The organism is Luteimonas sp. A478 (assembly GCF_054052025.1).
Genome location: NZ_JBSVRF010000002.1, coordinates 293,906 through 314,855, shown reverse-complemented (window position 1 = coordinate 314,855; position 20,950 = coordinate 293,906). Strand labels below are relative to the sequence as shown.

Annotated in this window: 20 protein-coding genes; 12 read left to right on the top strand and 8 right to left on the bottom strand. The window is 68.3% G+C overall.

What is annotated here, in order from left to right; all coding sequences use genetic code 11:
- Positions 1-22: 22 nt before the first annotated feature.
- Positions 23-1,726, bottom strand: a complete 1,704-nt coding sequence (gene ggt / locus ACW7G3_RS05045; RefSeq protein WP_456981469.1) for a gamma-glutamyltransferase — start codon at positions 1,724-1,726, stop codon at positions 23-25.
- A gap of 157 nt (positions 1,727-1,883) precedes the next feature.
- Between ggt and ACW7G3_RS05040 the strand changes: the two genes are divergently transcribed.
- The 4 genes from ACW7G3_RS05040 to ACW7G3_RS05025 all read left to right on the top strand — a co-directional run bounded on the left by ACW7G3_RS05040 (position 1,884) and on the right by ACW7G3_RS05025 (position 6,487).
- Positions 1,884-3,797 (top strand): hypothetical protein, encoded by a 1,914-nt coding sequence (locus ACW7G3_RS05040; protein ID WP_456981467.1) that lies wholly within the window; start codon positions 1,884-1,886, stop codon positions 3,795-3,797.
- A 164-nt stretch (positions 3,798-3,961) separates the two neighbouring features.
- The gene (locus ACW7G3_RS05035; RefSeq protein ID WP_456981466.1) at positions 3,962-4,627 is read left to right on the top strand and encodes an ankyrin repeat domain-containing protein; all 666 of its coding nucleotides are present in this window, start codon (positions 3,962-3,964) and stop codon (positions 4,625-4,627) included.
- A 91-nt stretch (positions 4,628-4,718) separates the two neighbouring features.
- On the top strand, positions 4,719-5,714 hold the full coding sequence (locus ACW7G3_RS05030) for a hypothetical protein (protein ID WP_456981465.1): 996 nt from the start codon (positions 4,719-4,721) through the stop codon (positions 5,712-5,714).
- A gap of 53 nt (positions 5,715-5,767) precedes the next feature.
- Positions 5,768-6,487, top strand: a complete 720-nt coding sequence (locus ACW7G3_RS05025; RefSeq protein ID WP_456981464.1) for an ankyrin repeat domain-containing protein — start codon at positions 5,768-5,770, stop codon at positions 6,485-6,487.
- Positions 6,488-6,506: 19 nt separating this feature from the next.
- On the opposite strand, the gene ACW7G3_RS05020 is transcribed toward ACW7G3_RS05025, so the two are convergent.
- Positions 6,507-7,133, bottom strand: a complete 627-nt coding sequence (locus ACW7G3_RS05020) for a tetratricopeptide repeat protein (protein ID WP_456981463.1) — start codon at positions 7,131-7,133, stop codon at positions 6,507-6,509.
- Between the two features lie 248 nt (positions 7,134-7,381).
- Here ACW7G3_RS05020 and ACW7G3_RS05015 point away from each other — a divergent pair, with 248 nt between their 5' ends.
- Positions 7,382-8,479: a hybrid sensor histidine kinase/response regulator gene (locus tag ACW7G3_RS05015; protein ID WP_456981462.1), complete on the top strand. Its 1,098-nt coding sequence runs from the start codon at positions 7,382-7,384 to the stop codon at positions 8,477-8,479.
- A 13-nt stretch (positions 8,480-8,492) separates the two neighbouring features.
- Here ACW7G3_RS05015 and ACW7G3_RS05010 read toward each other — a convergent pair whose 3' ends face one another.
- The gene (locus ACW7G3_RS05010; RefSeq protein ID WP_456981461.1) at positions 8,493-8,867 is read right to left on the bottom strand and encodes a hypothetical protein; all 375 of its coding nucleotides are present in this window, start codon (positions 8,865-8,867) and stop codon (positions 8,493-8,495) included.
- A 134-nt stretch (positions 8,868-9,001) separates the two neighbouring features.
- Positions 9,002-11,479 (bottom strand): ATP-dependent helicase HrpB, encoded by a 2,478-nt coding sequence (gene hrpB, locus ACW7G3_RS05005; RefSeq protein ID WP_456981460.1) that lies wholly within the window; start codon positions 11,477-11,479, stop codon positions 9,002-9,004.
- An 85-nt stretch (positions 11,480-11,564) separates the two neighbouring features.
- Between hrpB and ACW7G3_RS05000 the strand changes: the two genes are divergently transcribed.
- The gene (locus ACW7G3_RS05000; RefSeq protein ID WP_456981459.1) at positions 11,565-12,359 is read left to right on the top strand and encodes a TatD family hydrolase; all 795 of its coding nucleotides are present in this window, start codon (positions 11,565-11,567) and stop codon (positions 12,357-12,359) included.
- A 16-nt stretch (positions 12,360-12,375) separates the two neighbouring features.
- Here ACW7G3_RS05000 and ACW7G3_RS04995 read toward each other — a convergent pair whose 3' ends face one another.
- From ACW7G3_RS04995 to ACW7G3_RS04985, 3 genes are all read right to left on the bottom strand, one after another.
- Positions 12,376-12,894 (bottom strand): hypothetical protein, encoded by a 519-nt coding sequence (locus ACW7G3_RS04995; RefSeq protein WP_456981457.1) that lies wholly within the window; start codon positions 12,892-12,894, stop codon positions 12,376-12,378.
- Between the two features lie 93 nt (positions 12,895-12,987).
- A complete protein-coding gene (locus tag ACW7G3_RS04990; protein WP_456981455.1) occupies positions 12,988-13,779 on the bottom strand; it encodes an ABC transporter permease in 792 nt (263 codons plus the stop codon).
- Positions 13,776-14,762 carry an ATP-binding cassette domain-containing protein gene (locus tag ACW7G3_RS04985; RefSeq protein ID WP_456981454.1) on the bottom strand — a complete coding sequence of 329 codons (987 nt, stop codon included), beginning with the start codon at positions 14,760-14,762 and terminating at the stop codon, positions 13,776-13,778. The genes ACW7G3_RS04990 and ACW7G3_RS04985 overlap by 4 nt, the downstream gene beginning before the upstream one ends.
- A gap of 131 nt (positions 14,763-14,893) precedes the next feature.
- Here ACW7G3_RS04985 and ACW7G3_RS04980 point away from each other — a divergent pair, with 131 nt between their 5' ends.
- The 6 genes from ACW7G3_RS04980 (at position 14,894) to ACW7G3_RS04955 (ending at position 19,765) form a co-directional block, all read left to right on the top strand.
- The gene (locus tag ACW7G3_RS04980; protein WP_456981452.1) at positions 14,894-15,616 is read left to right on the top strand and encodes an FAD-binding oxidoreductase; all 723 of its coding nucleotides are present in this window, start codon (positions 14,894-14,896) and stop codon (positions 15,614-15,616) included.
- A 122-nt stretch (positions 15,617-15,738) separates the two neighbouring features.
- Positions 15,739-16,107 (top strand): hypothetical protein, encoded by a 369-nt coding sequence (locus ACW7G3_RS04975; protein ID WP_456981451.1) that lies wholly within the window; start codon positions 15,739-15,741, stop codon positions 16,105-16,107.
- Positions 16,104-16,304, top strand: coding sequence for a helix-turn-helix transcriptional regulator (locus ACW7G3_RS04970; protein WP_456974311.1), 201 nt, complete (start codon positions 16,104-16,106; stop codon positions 16,302-16,304). Before ACW7G3_RS04975 ends, ACW7G3_RS04970 begins: the two co-directional genes overlap by 4 nt.
- Positions 16,301-17,833 carry an alpha/beta fold hydrolase gene (locus tag ACW7G3_RS04965; RefSeq protein ID WP_456981449.1) on the top strand — a complete coding sequence of 511 codons (1,533 nt, stop codon included), beginning with the start codon at positions 16,301-16,303 and terminating at the stop codon, positions 17,831-17,833. Before ACW7G3_RS04970 ends, ACW7G3_RS04965 begins: the two co-directional genes overlap by 4 nt.
- A gap of 4 nt (positions 17,834-17,837) precedes the next feature.
- Positions 17,838-18,584 (top strand): ABC transporter ATP-binding protein, encoded by a 747-nt coding sequence (locus ACW7G3_RS04960; protein ID WP_456974307.1) that lies wholly within the window; start codon positions 17,838-17,840, stop codon positions 18,582-18,584.
- The gene (locus ACW7G3_RS04955) at positions 18,581-19,765 is read left to right on the top strand and encodes an ABC transporter permease (RefSeq protein WP_456974305.1); all 1,185 of its coding nucleotides are present in this window, start codon (positions 18,581-18,583) and stop codon (positions 19,763-19,765) included. Before ACW7G3_RS04960 ends, ACW7G3_RS04955 begins: the two co-directional genes overlap by 4 nt.
- A 67-nt stretch (positions 19,766-19,832) precedes the next feature.
- Here ACW7G3_RS04955 and ACW7G3_RS04950 read toward each other — a convergent pair whose 3' ends face one another.
- Positions 19,833-20,828 (bottom strand): energy transducer TonB, encoded by a 996-nt coding sequence (locus ACW7G3_RS04950; RefSeq protein WP_456981447.1) that lies wholly within the window; start codon positions 20,826-20,828, stop codon positions 19,833-19,835.
- Positions 20,829-20,950 lie beyond the last annotated feature (122 nt).

The following is a 20,950-nucleotide window of genomic DNA, read 5'->3' as shown; positions in this document are numbered from 1 at the left end:
GCGGTCGCGTTGACCTGCTCGATCAGTACCCCGCCGCCTGCCCATCCTTGCGTGACTCGCTCGCGCCAATCCAGCCGCCATACGGATTGACCTGGATGGCCTGGTAGCCGCCGTAGGGTCCATCGGCAAAGCGCACCGAGTGCCCCATGCGCATCAGCGCGCGCACGGTCTCGTAAGGGAAGCCGCTTTCCAGCTCGATGCGGCCGCCGTCGGCCATGGGTTCGTTCTGCCCCACCGGCTCGGCCGAGCCGTCGTGGTGGATACGCGGCGCGTCGCCCGCCTCCTGCAGGTTCATGCCGAAATCGATCATGTTGACCAGGATCTGCACGTGGCCCTGCGGCTGCATGGCCCCGCCCATCAACCCGTACGACAGCCACGGCTTGCCGTCCCTGGTGACGAAGGCCGGAATGATGGTGTGGAATGGACGCTTGCCCGGCGCGTAGCCGTTGGGATGGTCATCGCGCAGCACGAACTGCTCGCCACGGTTCTGCAGGATGAAACCCAGCCGCGGCGGCGCCATGCCGCTGCCCATGCCGCGATAGTTGGACTGGATCAACGACACCATCATGCCGTTGGCGTCGGCGGTGGTGAGGTAGATGGTGTCGCCCTCGTCGAGCTGACGCGGCGTGCCCGGCTGCACCTGGCGCGCGGCGCGGTCCATCGAGATCAGCGCACCGCGCTCGGCGGCGTATCCCTTCGAGATCAGCCTTGCCACCGGCGCCGGATGGAAGGCCGGATCAGCGTACCAGCGCGCGCGGTCGGCGAAAGCAATCTTCTTGGCTTCGACAAACAGGTGCACATGCTCCGGGCTGCCGAACCCGTATGAGCCGAGATCGTACGGCTCCAACAGATTGAGGATCTGCAGCGCGGCGATGCCCTGCCCGCTGGGCGGCAGCTCCCACACGTCGTAGCCGCGGTAACTGATGGATACCGGATCGACCCAGTCGCCGGTGTGCGCGGCCAGGTCCTCGTAGCGCAGGAAACCGTCGTGCTCGCGGAAATACGCGTCGATAGTGCGGGCGATCTCGCCCTTGTAGAACGCATCCCGTCCGCCGGCGGCAATCTTCTCCAGCGTGTCGGCCAGGTTGGGATTGCGCCAGGTTTCGCCCCGGCGCGGCGCGCGGCCGTCGATGGTGAACTGCGCGCTGAAGCCCGGCCACTTCGACAGCACCGGTACCGATCGCTCCCAGTAGTGGGCGATTACCTCGTGTACCGGATGGCCTTCGCGCGCATAGCGGATGGTAGGCGCCAGCACCTCGGCCATCGGCAGGGCGCCAAAACGCCCGTGCAGGGCGAACCAGCCATCCACCGCGCCCGGCACGCTCACCGGCAGCGGCCCGCGCGGCGGGATCGCGGTCAATCCGCGGCGCTGGAACTCTCCGCTGGTCAGCGCCATTGGCGAGCGCCCGGAACCGTCGTATCCATGCAACCGCTGCGTGCGCGGATCCCAGACGATCGCGAACAGATCACCGCCGATACCGTTGCCGGTCGGCTCCATCAGCCCCAGCGCGGCATTGGCGGCAATCGCCGCGTCCACCGCCGAGCCGCCGGCCTTCATCACGTCCAGGGCGATCTGGGTGGCCAGCGGGTGCGAGGTCGCCGCCATCGCCCGGGGCGCATAGACCTCGCTGCGGGTGGCAAACGGCTCGCCGGTGATGCGGTCGGCGGACAGCGCCGGGGCGGAGGCGGCGACAAACAGCAGCCCTGCCAGACAGGATCGGAACATGGGGCAAGACTCCCGGCGGTGTCGGATATCGGACAAAGATACCCGGCGTTGGCCCCGGATCCCCAGCTGCACCTCGGGTACGCCCCAGTTGTGGTGGGCATGTGCGCCCGCCTAGGGTCATGCACTGGAAGCGTGTACCCATGACATGGAGCCGGCCATGAGCGGCAACAGCATCAACCGCGTCAACATCCCCCTGCCGCCGATCGTGCCGCTGCTGCCGAATCTTGCCAATCCGGCAATGCAGGCCGCCCAGCATCTGCTGCGCCAGGCGGTGCCGTACGCACTGGACACGGTGTATCACCCGATCCAGGCGGCTTTCCAGCCGGCCCCGCAGGGTGGCAGCAACGGTCCCAGCGGCGTGAACGGCCCCTATGCACTGCCCGAAGGCCAGAGCCTTGGCCAGGTCAGCAGCGGCACCCAGGCGCAGCCGTTCGACGTCACCCTCTCGCAGCTGGCCACTGCCGTCTACGGCACCCGTGGCGAGCCGCCGGCGGGCTGGAGCGCTGTCAGCAACGACATGATCGCCGACCGCCTGACCCCAGAAGGGCAGGCGCCGGCTTCCGAAGAGGCAGTGCAGGCCTGGCGCCAGGAGTTCCTCGGCGACGGCACGGTGACCAGCGCGCAGCAGTTCAAGGCCGAGATCTACACCGATGGCGACGGCAACTTCGTGCTGTCCTACCGCGGCACCGCCGAGGGCATGCCCGACTGGGAGAACAATTTCCGCCAGGGCACCGGCTTTGAAACCCACGACTTCAGCGACAAGTTCACTGACACCGCGGTCAATACGGCGGTGGAATTCGTCGACGTGTTCGGCAACGGCGAGGCCGACAGCCCGGCCGACAACCTGGCCATCACCGGCCACTCGCAGGGCGGGGGCCTGGCATCGGTGGGATCGCTGGCTTCCGGCGTGCCGGCGGTCACCTTCGATGCTTCGGGCATCCACCCCAACACGCTCGAGCGCATGGGCATGAGCCCGGAAGCGGCGCGCGAGATCGCTAACAACGGCGGCATCCGCGCCTACTCGCTGGACAGCGACGCCCTCAGCCAGGCCCAGGAAAGCTGGGTCACCGGCCTGGTGGCGCCCGATGCCCTGGGCACCCGGATCATCGTCGAGCCCGGCCCGGTCTCCAAGCACACGGTGGTCGAGCGCGCCAGCGAACTGGAACTCGACAACCTCTCGCCCGGCCAACGCGCGGCCGCCAACCTGCTGGTGGAAGCCCTGCGGCACAGCGGGGTGCCGCTGTTCGACCCCGCCGCTGACCTTGCCTATGCCGCACTGAGCCACAACCCCAACGTGCTCACCGCGGCCATGATGGATGTCGAGCCCTGGCAGGAGGGTTACCAGAACCCGTCAGATTTCGGCCGCGACCTGCAGAACGCGATCCCCGATGCGGTCAAGGATGATTTCGCGCTCAACACCAATGACCTCATCACCGATGTGATCGAAGTCGCGCAGACCGACTTCGCCAACGGCGATTACGCGCTGGGCGGCATGCGCATCCTTGGTGACCTGGGCGAGGGCTTTTTCAACTCCGTCGGTGACGTGGTGAGCGGTTTCGGCGACCAGTTCGCCGATGGCGTGCGCGACCAGACCACGCAGTGGGCAGATGGCTTCCGCGGCGAAGGCCCCTGGGGTCTGGGCGATGGCATCGCGGTGACGATCGAAGGCATCGGCAGCGCCGGTGCCTGGGTACTGGAGAACGGCAGCGGCGCTCTGGAATGGGCTGCCGACGGCGTGGGCAGCCTGTTCGAGACAGTCGCTGACCTGGGCGGGCACGGCGCGCAGCTGGCGGTGGACGGCTTCGTCGCCACGGTCAATGCCACGGTTGAAGGCGTGGGCTACGTGGTCGATGCGGTAGGCACGGGGGTGGACTACGCCATCCACACGGCATCCGACGGCTGGAATACGGTCAAGGAAATCGCAGTGGACACCTGGGATGGCACGGTCGAAGCAGTCTCCACCGGCTGGAACAACACCGTTGAAGCGGTCTCGACCGGCTGGAACAACACCGTCGACACCGTATCCAGTGGCGCTTCGTGGCTGAACGACAGGATGCCGTGGAACTGGTGACTACCGGCCCCACTGCTGCCGAGCCGGCTCGTCGTTGCGCCGGTCCACCTGTGGCGTCTTGCGGTACCGTGACGGGCAGGCTGTAATCGACTGATATGCGCCAGCTTGCGGCCATCGTTGTCCTTTTCGTCCTCAGCTGCGCCCCGGGGTGCGCACGCCCGCCCATGACCAGCGAACCGTTTGCCAACACCTCCATTTCGCCGCTGGCCGACGCCGTTGCCTCCGGCAACGCGGCCGAAGTCCGTCGCCAACTTGAAAGCGGCACCAACCCCGAAACCCCGGGCAGCGACGGCGCCAGCCTGCTGGTGTGGGCAATCGACCGCGGACTGGTCGACGGCGCCATGGCACTGCTGGAAGGCGGCGCGGACCCCAACCATCCGGACGCCGACGGCACTACCCCGGTCCACGCGGCCGCCTTCGCCGACGATGCGGCCCTGCTGCGCGCAGTGCTGGCCCATGGCGGGAATCCCGACGTCCGCAATCCGGTCACCGGCGCCAGCCCACTGGCCGCGTCCATCCTCAACCGCAACGCCGAGCCGATGCGGATCCTGCTTGAGGCCGGCGCGGATCCCGATCTGGCCGACCGCAACCAGGACACCCCGCTGCACGTGGCCGCGCGCACCAACAAGGGCGAAGCGATCCTGCTGCTGCTCGAGCGCGGCGCCTCACCGCTGGCCAGCAACGGCCGCGGCGCCAGTTTCCAGCGCCACTACTTCAACTACCGGCGCGAGCTGCTGAACGAACGGGCACTGGGCGAGCGCCGCCAGATCGTGGCCTGGCTCAAGGAAAACGGCATCCCGCTGGAAGCCAACGTGGACGCCGACTACTGAGTCTGGCCGGACAGACCTCGGGTACGCCCCAGCTGTCAGCGCACCGCCTCCCGGGCTAAGTTCGGTCCAAATACTGGAAGAGAGCGGTGCCATGAGCATCCACCTGCAGTCCCCGATGATCGCCGCGCAGGCGTTGCGCCTGCTGGCAGCCACGCCCACGGTTCAGAACCTGCCCGCATCGGTTCTGCCGCCATCGATCAACCAGATGCCCTACCGCCCGGAGCCGTCATGGAACCCGCAGGTGGCCGGGCTGATCGCCCAGCAGGGACAGGGCCAGGGTGCCAACGGGGTGTCCTTCGACGCCCAGGTGCGCGGGCAGGATGCCCAGGCCATCGACCTGGAGCTGATGCAGATCTCCAGCGCGGTCTACGATCCATCCGTGCAGTCGGTGGGCAACTGGACCCGGGTCAGCGACGCGGACCTGACCGCTGCAGGCATTGATCCGGCCCTGCTGGACAATCCCGAAACCGGGTTCCGCGCCGGCATCTACGCCGACGGCGACGGCAACCACGTGCTCGCCTTCGCCGGCTCCAACGAGTCCCAGGACTGGACCGGCGCCAACCTGCGCCAGGGGTTGGGCTGGCAGGCCGAACAGTACGACGAAGCGGTACAGCTGGCCCAGCTCGCCGCCGGCGCGTACGGCGACGATCTGGTGATTACCGGCCACTCGCTGGGCGGCGGTCTTGCCGCCACCGCCTCGTTCGCCACCGGCAATGCCGCGGTCACGTTCAACGCATCGGGCGTGCACGACAACACCATTCGCAACCTGGGCCTGGATGTGGACGCCGCCAAGGCTGGCGCTGCGGACGGACAGATCCGACGCTACAACGTGGATGGCGATCCGCTCACCACCGCGCAGCAGGACACCTGGGTGGTGAACCACGGCCTGCCGGACGCACCGGGGCACGAGATCACCCTGGACAGCCCCTACCCTCCATTGGACGGCCCGGAATGGACCTGGAACCCGGTCGAGTACGCCAAACGCGTGGCCGATCACGGGCAGGCCAAGCTGGATCGGGCCGGTGAGCTGCACGGCCAGCAGGGCGTGCTGGATGCGCTGGAACAGCAGCGCCCCTGGGAAAGCTGAGACCGGCATGACGGCCGGCACCAACCGCGCGCGGCCTGTGTGAGAATCGGCCCATGCGCGCCGCAACATTGACGATCCTGCTGATGCTGTCCGGCGGCGCCTGCAGCGGAGATTCCATGGACGCCAGACAAGCCTTCCCCGATGACCCCCGCAGCGCCGAACTTGCGGCCGCTGCTGCCACCGGTGATGCCGAACAGGTCCGTCTGCTGGTCCGTGAGGGCGCGGACCCGAGGGCCCACGGGGAAAAAGGCGTGAACCTGCTGCAGCTGGCCATGCTGGCGCAAAGCAAGACCGGCCTGGAAGCGCTGCTGGAGGCCGGCGCAGACCCCAACGCGCCCGGGCTGGGGGGCAGCACGGCGGTCCACGGCGCGGCGATTGCCGATGATCCCGACTACCTGCGGATCATCCTCGCCGGTGGCGGTGATCCCGACGCCCGCCACGGTGAAACCGGCGCGACGCCCCTGGCCGGAGCGTCCGGCCCGCGCACCGATACCCAGTTCCATATGCTGCTGGAGGCCGGCGCCGACCCCGACGCGGCCGACCGCACCGGCAATACCCCGCTGCACAAGGCGGCGATGATCAACGCCGGCAGCCACGTGCTGGCGCTGCTGGAAGCCGGGGCCAACCCGCAGGCCACGAATACCCAGGACGCCACCTTCCAGCGCTATTTCTTCAAGACACCGGCTGACCAGCTGACCGACCAGGCCCGCGCCGACCGTGAGACGGTCAGCGCCTGGCTGCGCGAGCGCGATATCCCGCTGGAAACCCGCTGACGGGCGGCCGCTTCACGGCTTACGGCCAGCCGGGCGGATCCTCGGCCCAGGCGGCGTGCACTTCGGCCAGGACCGCCCGTTCCGCATCGCCCCAGTCGGGCAGCAGCGCGGCCAGGTCCGGATTGCTCCAGCGGTCCGGCCAGGTACGCACAGCGGCCGCGTACCAGTCACGGGCCTCGTCCCGGCGGTCCAGCCGCCACAGCGCCAGGGCGAACGTGGGCGGCACCCACGCCGGCGATTGCGCCCGGCCGGCAGCGGCGCCAAGCCACTGTTCCAACGCGGCTTCCACTTCACCCCTGCGGTACAGGTCCCAGCCGTAGTTCCACTGCACCGAGTTGCGCAGCCATCCGCGGCCGAGGCTCTCCAGCAGCTGGTCGTACAGCGCCCGGCCGGTGTCCGCACGCCCGCTTGCCATGGCAATGTGCGCCAGCTGGGCCTGGGCGGCATTGGCGTTGCGCTCGCTGCGCTCGATCATCCGCAGCAGCCGCTGCTGCGCAGGCTCATCGCTGCCTTCAACCGCGGTCACCGCACGCGCGGTGCGTTCGTCTTCATCGAAATAGAACTCAGCCGGCCTGGGCAGCTGCTGGGCGTGGACAGAAAATGCCGCGAACAGCAGAACGAGGCCGGACACTACAGAAACACGCATGACTTGATGGCTCCCCCAATCCCGAGCCGATTGTAGCGGCGCCCCGGCGCCCTGTCCTCGCCGCCGCCGATACACCCCGGATGTCGCGGTCACTTTGCGGCTGAGCGATGGGCCCGACGCGGGAAGCGGCACGCGGCCGCGCACTGAAGCGTTCATCGCCCCAAACTGAAACCACCTCGGTTTTTTGAACAACAACGCCGCCGACATCTGCTACCTTTGCGCCATCTCGTATTCACACACGTGACGGGATGTTCAAACACGGTTCTTCCCCCGGCCGGATCCTCGTCGTTGACGACCAGCCTGGCAACGTCCGCGTTGTCGGTGCCCTGCTGTCACGCAATGGATTCGAGGTACTGTCCGCCGACAATGGACATGAGGCGCTGCGGCTTGCCGCCGATCAGCTGCCTGACCTGATCCTGCTCGACGTATTGATGCCGGACATGGACGGCTTCCAGGTGCTGGCCGAACTCAAACGCGACGAAGCCCTGCGCCGCCTGCCTGTGGTGTGCCTGACAGCTGCCCGCGATCGCGAGCAGCTGCTGCGCGCATTCGATGCCGGCGCCGTGGACTACGTGACCAAACCGTTCCTTCCGGAAGAGCTCCTGGCCCGGGTGAATGCCCATCTCGGCCTGAAGCTTGCCCGCGACCGCCTGGAGCGGGTGGCGCGGGAGCGTCAGGAGCTGGTGAACCTGGTGGCCCACGATCTGAAGAACCCGCTGAGCAGCGTGCTGTTTGCCATCGACATCCTGCGCGCGGATGGGGTTCCTGCGCACCGTATCCCGCGCTACCTGGAAACCATCCACGACAGCGCCAACGATGCCATTGGCTATATCCGCCTGTACCTGGAAACCCAGCGCGCGCAGCGCGAGACCCAGGCGGTGGAAGAGCCGGCGGTGGTGGCCGAAGTACTGAAAGTATTGTCCAGCCGCTACTCGCTCCAGTTCGAGGCCCGCGGCCGCCAGCTGCGCACGTCGGCCCCGCCCGGCATGCGGGCGGCGATCACGCCGATGGTGCTTCGCCAGGTGGTGGAGAACCTGGTCAGCAACGCGATCAAATATGCCCCGGACAGCGATCTGGAGATCGGTTGCCGCGCCGGAGCGCCCGGCTACCTGCAGCTGCTGGCCGAAGACCGGGGCCCGGGTATTCCCGCGGCGCGCCAGCGCCAACTGTTCCAACCGTTTACCCGGCTGCATGACGAACCCGCTGCGCCAGAGGACGTCTCCAGCGGCCTGGGCTTGAGCCTCGCACGGCAGATCATCACCGATGCGGGTGGCCAGCTCTGGTATGAGGATCGCGAAGGCGGCGGGGCGCGCTTCATCATCGAGCTGCCCGCCGCCAAGGACTGAGTCCGGCCCGCGCCTACCGGTCGGCGCCGGGCTCCTGCCCGACCTGCTCGCTGGTGCTGTGCCCATCAGCCGACCCATGGGCGGTCCGGCGCGCTTCAACACGTTTTGACTGCCCATCGATCGAACGGCCTTCCTGGGCTTTGCGGCGCCGGTACGCATATACCAGCAGGCCCGCTGCGGCGGCCATCGCCGTGGCGGCCGCGGTGGCCGTCATGACCGGGTGGCGGCGCGTGGTGCGGCTCAGCACCTTGCCACCGGTGCGGGCCGCGCCAACGGCAACGCCGGCCTTGAACCACTTCTGTGCGTGGTCGGGCACGTTGCGGATGCCATCGCCCAGCTGTCCTGCCAGCTGCATGGCCTTGTCCTGGATGAAATCTAGCTTGGTCATCGAAGTGTCCTGGATCTGGTTGATGCGGTATATCGCGAGGTGGGAAGTATCAACGCACTTCCGTCGCAGGGACGTGAGCGCTGGACCTTCCACTCAGGAATCATTTCATGTTTCCAGCTGGCCGGGCAGCCGCCTCAGCCCCGCGGCTTCGCGCGGTGGGTGGGCGCGGCGCGCAGCGGATCCTCCGGCCACGGATGCCTGGGGTAACGGCCCTTCATTTCCTTGCGCACCTCGGGCCAGGTCCGCTCCCAGAAACCGGCCAGATCGCGCGTCACCTGCAATGGCCGGCCGGCGGGCGACAGCAGGTGCAGGGTCAGCGGCACCCTGCCATCGGCGATGCTCGGGGTCCGGGCCAGGCCGAACAGCTCCTGCAGCCTGACCGCGAGTACCGGTTCCTGGCCCACTGCATACTGGATCTGGCGCTGCTGGCCCGAAGGCACCTGGATACGCACCGGCGCCAGCGCGTCCAGGCGCTGGCCCTGCGACCAGTCCAGCTGCAACTTCAGCACATCTGCCAGATCGCCGACGGCCAATGCATCCAGCCGGCTCTTGCCCGCAAAAGCCGGGCGCAGCCAGTCATCAAGGCCGGCCAGCAGGGCCTCGTCGGAAAAATCCGGCAGCTGCAGCTCGGGCATCCACTCGCGCAGGCAGCACACCCGCTCGCGCCACTGCTGCAGCGCCGGGGTCCATGGCAGCGCCTCCAGGCCCCGCGCGCGCACCGCCTCGGTCAGCGCAGCCGCGGCCAGTTCCGGGTCAACGCGCCCGCCGGGACGGCTATCCAGCACGATCGCGTCGAATGTTTGCACCCTCTCGGCCACCAGCGCGCCACGGGCCTCGTCCCAGCGGACCTGATCGCGCTCGTCAAACAGCCCGGCAAAGGACTGTCGCAGCCGCTCCTCATCCACCGGCGCGGCGCGCAGCACCAGCGCCAGGCGCGGATCGAAGCGCAGCTCGCTGGCCACCAGCCACGGCTCGCCGAACAGGCTGCTGTCATCGGCCAGACGCGCCATGCGCCCGTTGGCCAGCTGGTAGCGCAGCGGGTCGGATGGATGCTGGTGGGCGATGCGGTCGGGGAAGGCATGGGCCAGCAGGTCGCCAAGGGCATGGGCCGGCAGCTGCGCTGGCGGAGGCGAAGACACCCGCAGGCGCCGACGCCACTGCCTGGCCGCGGCATCAATGGCGGCCAGGGCACCGCGCGCCGCCCCGCCCTGGCCACGTCCGGAGCGGAACGCCGCCAGGGCCCGCCAGCGCAGTGCCAGCCCGTCGCCCTGGCTGGGCAACGGGTCGCGCGCTTCAATCAGGGCCACCAGGTCGCAGGCCAGCGCCCGCCCGGCATCCTCATTGGCCGCCAGCAGCATCGCCGCCATCCGCGGGTCGGTGCCCAGCCCCAGCATGCGCCGGCCCAGCGGGGTCATCGCATTGCCGGAGTCGAGCGCGCCCAGCCGGCGCAGCAGGTCACGCGCCGAGGCCAGCGCACCCGCGGGCGGCGGATCGACGAAGCGCAGCGCATCACTACCCCACCCGGCCAGCTCTAGTGCCAGTCCGGCCAACCCGGTCTGGGTGATTTCAGGTCGCCGCTGCGGTTCCAGCCGCTGCGATTGCGGCCATAGCCGGTAGGCCCAGCCTTCGGCCACCCGTCCCGCACGGCCCGCACGCTGGTCGGCCGATGCCTGGGAAATGGACACCACCTCCAGTCGCGAAAACCCGCTGCCCGGATCAAACCGCGGCTCCCGCGCCAGGCCGCTGTCGATGACCGTACGCACGCCGGGCAGGGTGACGCTGGATTCGGCCACGTTGGTAGCCAACACCACGCGGCGCAGGCCGTCATCACCGCGTCGGAGCACCTGCGCCTGGCGCTCCACCGGCAGGTCCCCGTGCAGGGCCAGGACCATGGCGTTGGCGCCGGTGGCCTCCAGTGCCGCCTGCACCCGGGCGATTTCCCGCCGCCCGGACAGGAATGCCAGCACGTCGCCGGGATGCTGAGCGAGGGCGTTCCCGATAGCCCGCACCATCTGCCGTTCCGGGGATTCATCGCGGCGGGCGGGAAAGTGGGAAACCGCCACCGGGAACGCGCGCCCGGCACTGGTCAGCCGCGGCGCGTCCAGCACGCCAGCCAGCCCCTCGCCGTCCAGGGTGGCCGACATCACCACGATCCGCAGTTCCTCGCGCAGTCCGGACTGCACGTCCAGCGCAAGCGCCAGGCCCAGGTCGGCGGCCAGATGGCGCTCGTGGAATTCGTCGAACAGCAGCGCGCCGATGCCTTCCAGCAGCGGATCGTCCTGGATCATGCGGGTGAGGATGCCTTCGGTGACCACCTCGATCCGGGTGCGGCTGGAGGTGCGGTTTTCAAACCGGATGCGGTAGCCGACCGTTCCACCGACATCTTCGCCCAGCTGGGCGGCCATATAGGTTGCGGCAGCCCGCGCGGCCACCCGGCGCGGTTCCAGCATCACGATCCGGCGGCACTCCAACCACGGTGCATCCAGCAGCGCCAGCGGCACGCGGGTGGTTTTGCCCGCCCCCGGGGGCGCTTCCAGCACCAGCCGCGGGTGGCGGGCGAGGGAAGCGCGGATCTCATCCAGCAGCTCGTCGATGGGCAGGCGTGCGGTCATCGGACTAGGATACGGCCGGTCCAGCCTGGGGGCCGGTACGGACACGTTGCGTATCCTGTACCGCCGGTTCCATTGCAGCGAGTCCATGCAGCTCATCGATATCGGCGTCAACCTGACCCACGAAAGTTTCGACCACGACCGCGAGGCGGTCATGCAGCGCGCGCGTGATGCGGGCGTTGCCCGGATGATCATCACCGGCGCCAGCCGCGCGGAGTCGCCGCGGGCGCTGGAGCTGGTCCAGGCCTGGCCGGGCGAACTGTTCGCCACCGCTGGCGTGCATCCGCACCATGCCAGCGAGTACACCGCCGAATGCGACGCCGAGATGCGCGCCCTGCACGCCCACCCGGAAGTGGTGGCGGTGGGCGAGACCGGGCTGGATTACTTCCGCGATTTCTCACCGCGCACGGCGCAGCGGCGGGCGTTCGAGCGCCAGCTGGAGATCGCCGTCGATACCGGCAAGCCGCTGTTCCTGCACCAGCGCGATGCGCACGATGACTTCATCGCGGTGATGAAGGAGTTCCAGGGACGGCTGGGCCCGGTGGTGGTGCACTGTTTCACCGGCACCCGCGAGGAGCTGTTCGACTACCTCGACCAGGACTGGCACATCGGCATTACCGGCTGGCTGTGCGACGAACGTCGCGGCCAGCACCTGCGCGAGATCGTGGGCAACATCCCGGGCAACCGGCTGATGGTGGAAACCGATTCGCCCTACCTGCTGCCGCGCACGCTCACGCCCAGACCGAAGGACCGGCGCAACGAGCCCATGCACCTGCCACACATCCTGGCCGAGCTGGCCCGTGACCGCGGGGAAACCATCGAAGTGACCGCCGCGGCAACCACCGCCACCGCGCAGGCCTTCTTCCGCCTGCCCGCGGGCTGACCGCACCGCAGGCGGGTCAGGAAGAAGGCAGCGACATATTGTTCATTGCCTCGCCCAGGCGCCTGGCTTCCTCTTCCATCTCGATCAGCCTGGCGCACCCGCTTTCCAGTTCGGCGGCGGGCTGCTCGGCGATCTTCAGCTCGGCGTGGCGCGCGGCCCAGTCCCACACGGCGTCAACGCGCGCAGCTTCCACGCCCGCGACTACCATCTGTTCGCGCTGATCGTCCCGGGCCTGCCGCAGCGTCGCCTCGTCGTGGTGATCGCAGGACGCAGACAGCGCCTGCATGGTGGCGCCGATCTGCACCGCCACCGCCCACGACGCGGTCCGGCCATCGGGCTCCAGCCCTTCGACCGGCATCTTCTCCGACAGCTCCGGGGCCGGTTCCGGCTGCGCGGGTGCTGACTGGAGCGGCGCCGGATCGGACAACGACGCCCCCCCCTCTTCCGGTCCCTCCCCGCTGCAGGCGGCCAGCGCCAGAACCAGGACCGTCACACCGGGCAGCAACCGCAGCGGCGACATACGCGAACGTGACATCGGGACTCCCCTCCCTGTACGAACGCCGCCGAGCATACCCCGGCCGCCGCCGTATCCGGTCGCCGCGATGCGCGAAATGCGACGCCGATCCGGTCAGCTGCGCAGGCCGACGCCCCGCTTCAGCAGCCACAGGCCCAGCGACCCCAGTGCCACCACGAAGCCCAGCATCAACGCGTAGGCCACCCACAGCGGCACGTCGCCGCGGCCCAGCAGGCCGTAGCGGAAGGCGTTGACCATGTAGAAGATGGGGTTGGCGTAGGTGAGCTTCTCGGCCCAGCCTGGCAGCAGCGAGACCGAATAGAACACGCCGCCCAGGTAGGTCAGCGGGGTGAGGATGAAGATCGGCACGATCGCCACGTCGTCGAATTTCTTGGCGAACACCGCGTTGACGAAGCCGGCCAGCGAAAAAATGGTCGCGCCCAGCAGCACCGTAGTCAGGGTCACCCATGGATGCGGGATGCGCACCGTGGTGAACAGCATCGCGATGCACAGCACGATCACGCCCACCATCAGCCCGCGGGCCACCGCGCCGGCCACGTAGCCGCCCAGGATCACCCACGGCGGCATCGGGCTGACCAGCAGTTCTTCCACATGACGGCCGAACTTGGCGCCGAAGAAGCTTGAGGAGATGTTGCCGTAGCTGTTCTGGATCACGCTCATCATCACCAGGCCGGGGACGATGAAATCCATGTAGCTGATCCCGTCCATGGTCCCGATGCGGCTGCCGATCAGGCCGCCGAAAATCAGGAAGTACAGGGTCATGGTGATGGCCGGTGGCACCAGGGTCTGGCTCCAGATCCTGAGGATGCGCATGATCTCGCGCCGGCTGACCGTGCCCAGGGCGACCATGTTGTTGCGCAGGTTGTTGCTCTCGCGTGCGCTCATGCCGCTCGCTCCGGGGTCTGCGGAGCGCTTGCGCCGGGACCCGGCGCGCCCTCGCCGGTCATGCGCACGAACAGTTCTTCGAGCCGGTTGGCCTTGGGCCGCATGGACCGGACCCGCAGGCCGGCTTCATCCAGCGCGGCAAAGATCCGGTTGAGGTCCATGGAGCGCGGCATCTCCACGTCCAGGGTATGCCCGTCATGGGCCGAGACCTGGACACCCTCGACCTGCGGCAGCGCTGCCGGCAGCTCGCCCTCCACGTCGAGCAGGAATCCTTCCACGTCGAGCTTGGAGAGCAGGCTGCGCATCGGCCCCTGCTCCACGATCCGGCCGTGGTCGATGATGGCCAGGTTGCGGCACAGGTTCTCGGCTTCTTCCAGGTAATGCGTGGTCAGGATGATGGTGGTTCCGGCGGCGTTGATCTCGCGCAGGGTGCGCCACATGCCGCGGCGGATCTCGATGTCCACGCCCGCGGTGGGCTCATCAAGGATCAGCAGCTGCGGCCGGGTCATCATCGCCCGGGCGATCATCAGCCGGCGCTTCATGCCGCCCGACAGGGTGCGGCTCATCACCTCGGCCTTGTCCCACAGCTGCGCCGCGCGCAGTTCAGCCTCGGCGCGCACGACCGCTTCGGCACGGGGGATGCCGTAGAAGCCGGCATAGTTGACCAGGATGTCGAGCGGCTTCTCGAACATGTTGAAGTTGATTTCCTGCGGCACCAGGCCGATCAGGCGCATGGCGGCGTCGCGATCACGCGCCAGGTCCACGCCGAACACCGACACGTCTCCGGACGTCTTGTTCACCAGCGAGGAGATGATGCCGATCAGGGTGCTCTTGCCCGCCCCGTTGGGGCCAAGCAGCGCATAGAAGTCGCCCGGGGTGACATCAAGCGAAATGCCCTTGAGCGCCTCGACCCCGCCCGGATAGGTCTTGCGCAGGTCGCGCACGGACAGGGCGGGCGCGTCGCCATGTGGAATCTGGGTCATCTGGATACCTTTCCGCCCGGTTTTTCAGGCAATCCCGTTAGTATAGGCGGCTGCGCACGGGTGCCCGTGCGACATTGCGTTGCATCACATTGGCCAAAAAGAACTTTCCCCTCCGACTCGTCTCGCGCCGCATGATTGCTCCGGCCGTCGCGCACCTGGATCTGGTACGCGACGACGGCGAACCGCTGGATTTCATCCCCGGCCAGTTCGTCCAGGTGCACTTTGAATACGCCGACGGCACCGCCACCAAACGCAGCTATTCGCTGGCCTCGGTTCGCGACCCGGTCGCCGCGGCCGATGCAGCGGTGCAGATCGCAGTCAGTTACGTGACCGGCGGCGCGGCAACGGCGCTGTTCGAAAGCCTGGACGTAGGCGGAGTGATCAATGCCAGCGGGCCGTTCGGCCGCTTCTGCCTGATGCCCAACGATGCCAACCGGCGTTACCTGCTGATCGGCACCGGCACCGGGGTCACGCCCTACCGGGCGATGCTGCCGCTGCTGGAACAGCAGATGGCCGAGCGCGGCATCGAAGTGGTGCTGCTGTTCGGCGCGCGCAGTCCGGCCGAGCTGCTGTACGGCGACGAATTCCGCGCATTCGCCGCACAGCATCCGCGCTTCCGTTTCGTGCCCTGCTTCTCGCGTGAACTGCCGGAACCGGGGTCCGTCCAGGACCATCCCGACGTGCGCCACGGCTACGTGCAGCAGTTCCTGGACGAATTCGCCCCCAGCGGCGACACCGACCTGGCCTACCTGTGCGGCAACCCGGACATGGTGGACGCCTGCTTCGCGGCCCTCAAGGACCACGGCCTGGCGGTGCCGCAGATCCGGCGCGAGAAATACGTCAGCAGCAAGTAACCCGGATCCGGCCTGTCCACGCCCAGTGTCAAGCCTGCTTGACATCGAAAAACCGCAAGCGCAACATCCATGTCAAGCCTCCTTGACAGGTTACCCCGATGCGCTCTGTCCACCGCCGTTACATGCGTGAATTCATCCCCGCCATGACCGCCTACGTGGTGGTACTGATGCTGTCGATGTGGGCCCTGCACCACGTGGAATCCACATTGGCGCGGGCGCTGCTGGCACTGGCGCCGGCGCTGCCGGTCGTGGCCGCCGCCCGCGCGGTCCTGCGCTTCGTCCGCGACAGCGATGAGCTGGATCAGAGGATCCTGCTGGAAGCGTTCTCGCTTGCTGCCCTGGTGCTGACCCTGGGCAGCTTCAGCCTGGGCCTGCTGGTGATGGCCGGGGTGGTGCCCATGCGCGCGGATCTGGCGCTGATCTGGATCCTGCCCACCTTTTGCGGTCTCTACGGCCTGTTCGCCTGCCTGGCCCGGCGCCGCTACGCGTGAACAACCGGGTGCGCGAACTGCGCGATGCCCGCGGCTGGTCGCAGGCGCGTCTGGGCGAGCAGCTGGATGTGTCACGCCAGACCATCAATGCCATCGAAACCGGCAAGTACGACCCCAGCCTGCCGCTGGCCTTCCGGATCGCCCGCGAGTTCGGCGCATCGATCGAATCCATCTTCCTGTTCGAGGACACTCCATGAACCCAAGGCTTCGACACCGCCTGCCCCCGGCCGTCACCGCCCTGCTGGCGCTGGCCCTGGCCGGCTGCGCACCCATGACCACCAGCCAGACCGATGCCGCGGAAGACACCGGCCACCGGTTTGGCGACATCCATTTCCAGCCCTGCACGCTCGACAGCGGCACGGCCCAGACCACCATCGAAGCCCGCTGCGGCACGCTTGAAGTCGCCGAGGATCCGGCCGCGGCGGACGGGCGCACCATCAGCCTCAACATTGCCTGGCTGCCCGCCACCGGCGCCTCCGGCAGCACCGAGGATCCGGTGTTCTTCTTTGCCGGCGGTCCCGGCCAGGCCGCCACCGCCCTGGCCTGGCAGATCAACCAGTCGCTGCGCCAGGTGCGCCGCCAGCGCGACCTGGTGCTCATCGACCAGCGCGGCACCGGCGGCTCCAATCCGCTCAGCTGCCTGGACGCGGATGGAGACCCGATGCCGCTGGATCCGGAATCCATGGCGTCGCAAGAGGCGATGCTGCCCTATGTCCAGGCCTGCCTGGCATCCATGGAAGGCCGCGCCGATCCGCGCATGTATACAACCGGCCATGCCATTGCCGACTTCGACGCGGTGCGGCAGGCGCTGGGGGTGGAACGGATCAACCTGGTGGGCGGTTCCTACGGCACCCGGGTGGCGCAGCAGTACGCGGCAGCCTATCCGCAGCACGTGCGCACCATGGTGATCGACGGCGTGGCCCCCAACGACCTGGTGATCGGCGGCGAATTCGACCGCACCTTTGATCGCGCCCTGCAGATCCAGTCCGGGTACTGCGAAGCGGACCCGCAGTGCCGCGAACGCTTTGGCGGCGATCTGCGCAGCAGCCTGCGCACGCTGCTGGATACGCTGCGCAGCGCGCCGGTGGAGGTCGACTTCCACCATCCGCGCACCCATGAGCCGCAGCGCGACACCGTCACCGCCGATACGGTGACCGGGCTGGCGTTCTTCTTCTCCTATGCCCCGCAGACCGTTTCCATGCTGCCGTTGCTGCTGGACGAGGCCGCCAACGGACGCTACGGCCCGCTGATGGCGCTCAGCGCGCTGGCCACCGACCAGATGCAGGACATGCTCAACCGCGGCATGCAGTGGTCGGTGGTGTGCGCCGAAGATTCCCCGCGCCACGTGGCCCATCCGGACGCGGACACCATCCTCGGTCCGGAAGCGGCCGACATGCTGTTCAACGCCTGCCAGGTCTGGCCGGCCGGCACGCCGCGCGCGGGATACACCGATCCGCTGGAGTCGGAAGTACCGGCCCTGCTGCTGTCCGGCGAGCTCGATCCGGTGACCCCGCCCGAGTACGCCGAACAGGTGCTGCCCGGCCTGCCCAATGGCCGCCACCTGGTGCTGGAAGGCCAGAGCCACGGCACCCTGGCGGTCGGCTGCATGCCCAGGCTGCTGGGCCAGTTCATCGAATCGGCCAACGCCCACGATCTGGACACCAGCTGTCTGGACGCCGTGCGCCCGGTGCCACCCTTCACCTCATTCAACGGCTGGGAGCCCTGATCCCATGATCGAAGCACAGCAGCTGCACAAGGCATTCAAGACCCGGACCGGCACGGTGAAGGCGGTGGACGGGGTTGATTTCCGCGCCCGCGACGGGCGCATCACCGGTCTACTTGGACCCAACGGCGCCGGCAAGACCACCACCCTGCGCATGCTCTACACCCTGATGAAGCCCGACAGCGGACAGGTGCGGGTGGACGGCATCGACGCCTCCGCCGATCCGGCCGCGGTACGGCGGGTGCTGGGCGTGCTGCCCGATGCCCGCGGCATCTACAAGCGCCTGACCGCGCGCGAGAACATCGCCTACTTCGGCCAGCTGCACGGCCTGCCGCGGGACGTGATCGCCGAGCGCACCCGTGCCCTGTCGGCACAGCTGGACATGGACGACTTCCTCGACCGGCGCACCGAAGGCTTCAGCCAGGGCCAGCGCACCAAGACCGCGATTGCCCGCGCCCTGGTGCACGACCCGCGCAACGTGATCCTGGACGAGCCCACCAACGGCCTGGACGTGATGAGCACCCGGGCGATGCGCGAATTCCTGCTGGAGCTCAGGTCGCAGGGGCGCTGCGTGATCTTTTCCAGCCACATCATGCAGGAGGTCGCCGCCCTGTGCGACGAGATCGTGATCATCGCAAAGGGCCGGGTGGTGGCCGCCGGCAGTGCCGACGAGCTGCGCGCACGGTTCAGTGAAAACAACCTGGAAGACGCCTTCGTCAAGGCGATCGGCTCCGAGGAGGGTCTGCTGGCATGAGCGCTGGATTCTTCAAATCAATGCTGGCGGTGATGCGCAAGGAGCTGCTGGATATCACCCGCGACCGCCGCACCCTGGCCATGGCCGTGCTGTTCACCCCGCTGATGTTCCCGCTAATGATGCTGGGGGTCAGCTCGCTGGGCGAGATGCGGATGAAGACCCAGCTCGAGGCGGAGCTGGAGCTGCCGGTGATCGGCGCCGAACGGGCCCCCAATCTGGTCGATTTCCTGGCCTCGCAGCGGATCCGGGCGGTCGAGCCGCCGGAGGACATCGTTGCGGCGATTGCCAGCCAGCAGGTCGACGTGGCGCTGGAGATCGGCGAATCATTCGACGCCGACTGGCGCGCGGGACGGCCGGCCCCGGTCGACATCATCCACGACGCCACCCGGCGCAACGCCGAGATCCCCGTGGCCAGGGTGCGTAGCGCGCTGAGCGCCTACGGGGAGCAGGTCGGTGCGCTGCGGCTGGTGGCACGCGGCATCGACCCCTCGATCACCCGGCCGCTGGGCATCGGTCATCGTGACCTGGCCAGCGAGGAGGCCAGCCGCGGAATGGTGTTGTCGCTGCTGCTGCCCTACCTGTTGATCCTCAGCAGTTTCCTGGGAGGTGCGTACCTGATCCTCGACGCCACCGCGGGCGAGCGCGAACGGCAATCGCTCGAGCCGCTGCTGGCCACCCCTGCCGCGCGCGGGGCCATCGTCAGCGGCAAGATGGTGGCCGCGTGCTCGCTGGGGCTGCTGTCACTGCTGCTGACCCTGCTCGCGCTGAAGGCCAGTGCCCAGCTGGGCGAATCGGCGAGCATGCTCGATGTCAGCTTTGGCGCCATGCTGCGCATGCTGCTGGTGCTGGTACCCATGCTGTTCATCGGTACCGCGCTGCTGAGCCTGCTGGCGGCCTCGGCCAAGAGCATGAAGGAAGCGCAAAGCCACATGACCTGGCTGATGCTGCTGCCGATGGTTCCGGCCTTCGTGCTGATGGTCAATCCGGTGAAAAGCGAGATGTGGCAGTACGCGGTGCCATTTTTGGCCCAGAACCAGCTGCTGCTGAAGATCATCCGCGCCGAAGCGATCGATCCGCTCACCTGGACGGTCTATCTGGCGGCGGGCTTCGGCCTGGCCACCGTACTGTGGCTGGGTGCGGTGGCGCGCTACCGGCAGGAGAAGCTGGCGGTCTCGGCCTGATCCTGCGGGAAAGCATGACGCCCGGCGATTGCCGGGCGTCTTCCATCAGGTCATTGAGCAACCGCAGTCAGTTGCCCGGATTGAATCCGATCGTACGCCGGGTGGTGACGGGCTCGGCCACCGGCTCGAAGCGCCAGCGGCGCACCGCCGCCACCGCTTCGCGGTCGAACACCCGGGCCGGGTCGGCGCGCACCACGCGCGCGTTCGCCACGGTGCCGTCCTGGTTGACGGTGAATTCCACCATCACCTCGCCGGACTGTCCGGCACGCAGCGCCTCGGGCGGATAGCGCGGTGCCGGCGTGCTGATCGGACGCACATCGGACACCGCGGGCGTCGCCGGCCGGGCGGCGGCCTGCGCTTGCGCCTCGCGCTGCTGCGCGGCCTGCTGCTCGGCCACCCGGGCGGCCTCGCGCTCACGTTCTTCCCGCTGCGCGGCTTCCAGCTCTTCCGCTTCTTCGCGCTCGGCCTGCTCCTGTGCCAGGCGAGCCGCTTCTTCCTGCTGCTCCTGCTGCTGGCGCTGCCGTTCGGCCTGCAGCTGGCTCTGGCGCTCGGCCTCCTGTTCGGACGTCAGCTGGCGCTGGGCAATCTGCTGCTGGCTGCGCTCCTCGGCCTCGTCAATGGAGACGCCCAGCCGGGCAAGCGCGGGATGCCCCGGGCTGGCCCGCTCGATCAGCGCACGCAAGCGGCGCGCCTCTTCGTAATCTTCACGGTCACGACTCTGCTCGGTGGCGATCACGGTCATCGGCAGCAGGTCGGTCAGGGCACTGGACACGGCGGCGTCCCCGGGCAGCCGTTCGCGCAGGGCCAGGTAATACTCCAGCGCGTTGTCGCCCGGGGGCGCGTACAAGCGGCTCTCGGCATAGGCCTTGCCTGCCGCCGCCCGCAGCTCGTCCACACTCATCTCCTGATGGGCATCCCCGCTGTCCTGCGGCGGAGCCGCTGCCGGTGCAGGGCTTTCCGATGCAGCATCGTCCCCGGTCGACGCCGCCTGTTCCGGTGCGGCCGGATCACCGCCGCATGCGGCCATCGTCGCCGCCAATGCGGCGGCCAGTGCAAATTTCAACCAACGCGGGCGCAATGGCCCGGATTCATTCCCCAACATCAGTGACTCCCCCTGCAGATGCGTTCATACGCGCGTGTAGGACGCGACAGCGGCGCCGGTTTGTCAACTCCGCGCCACCCCCC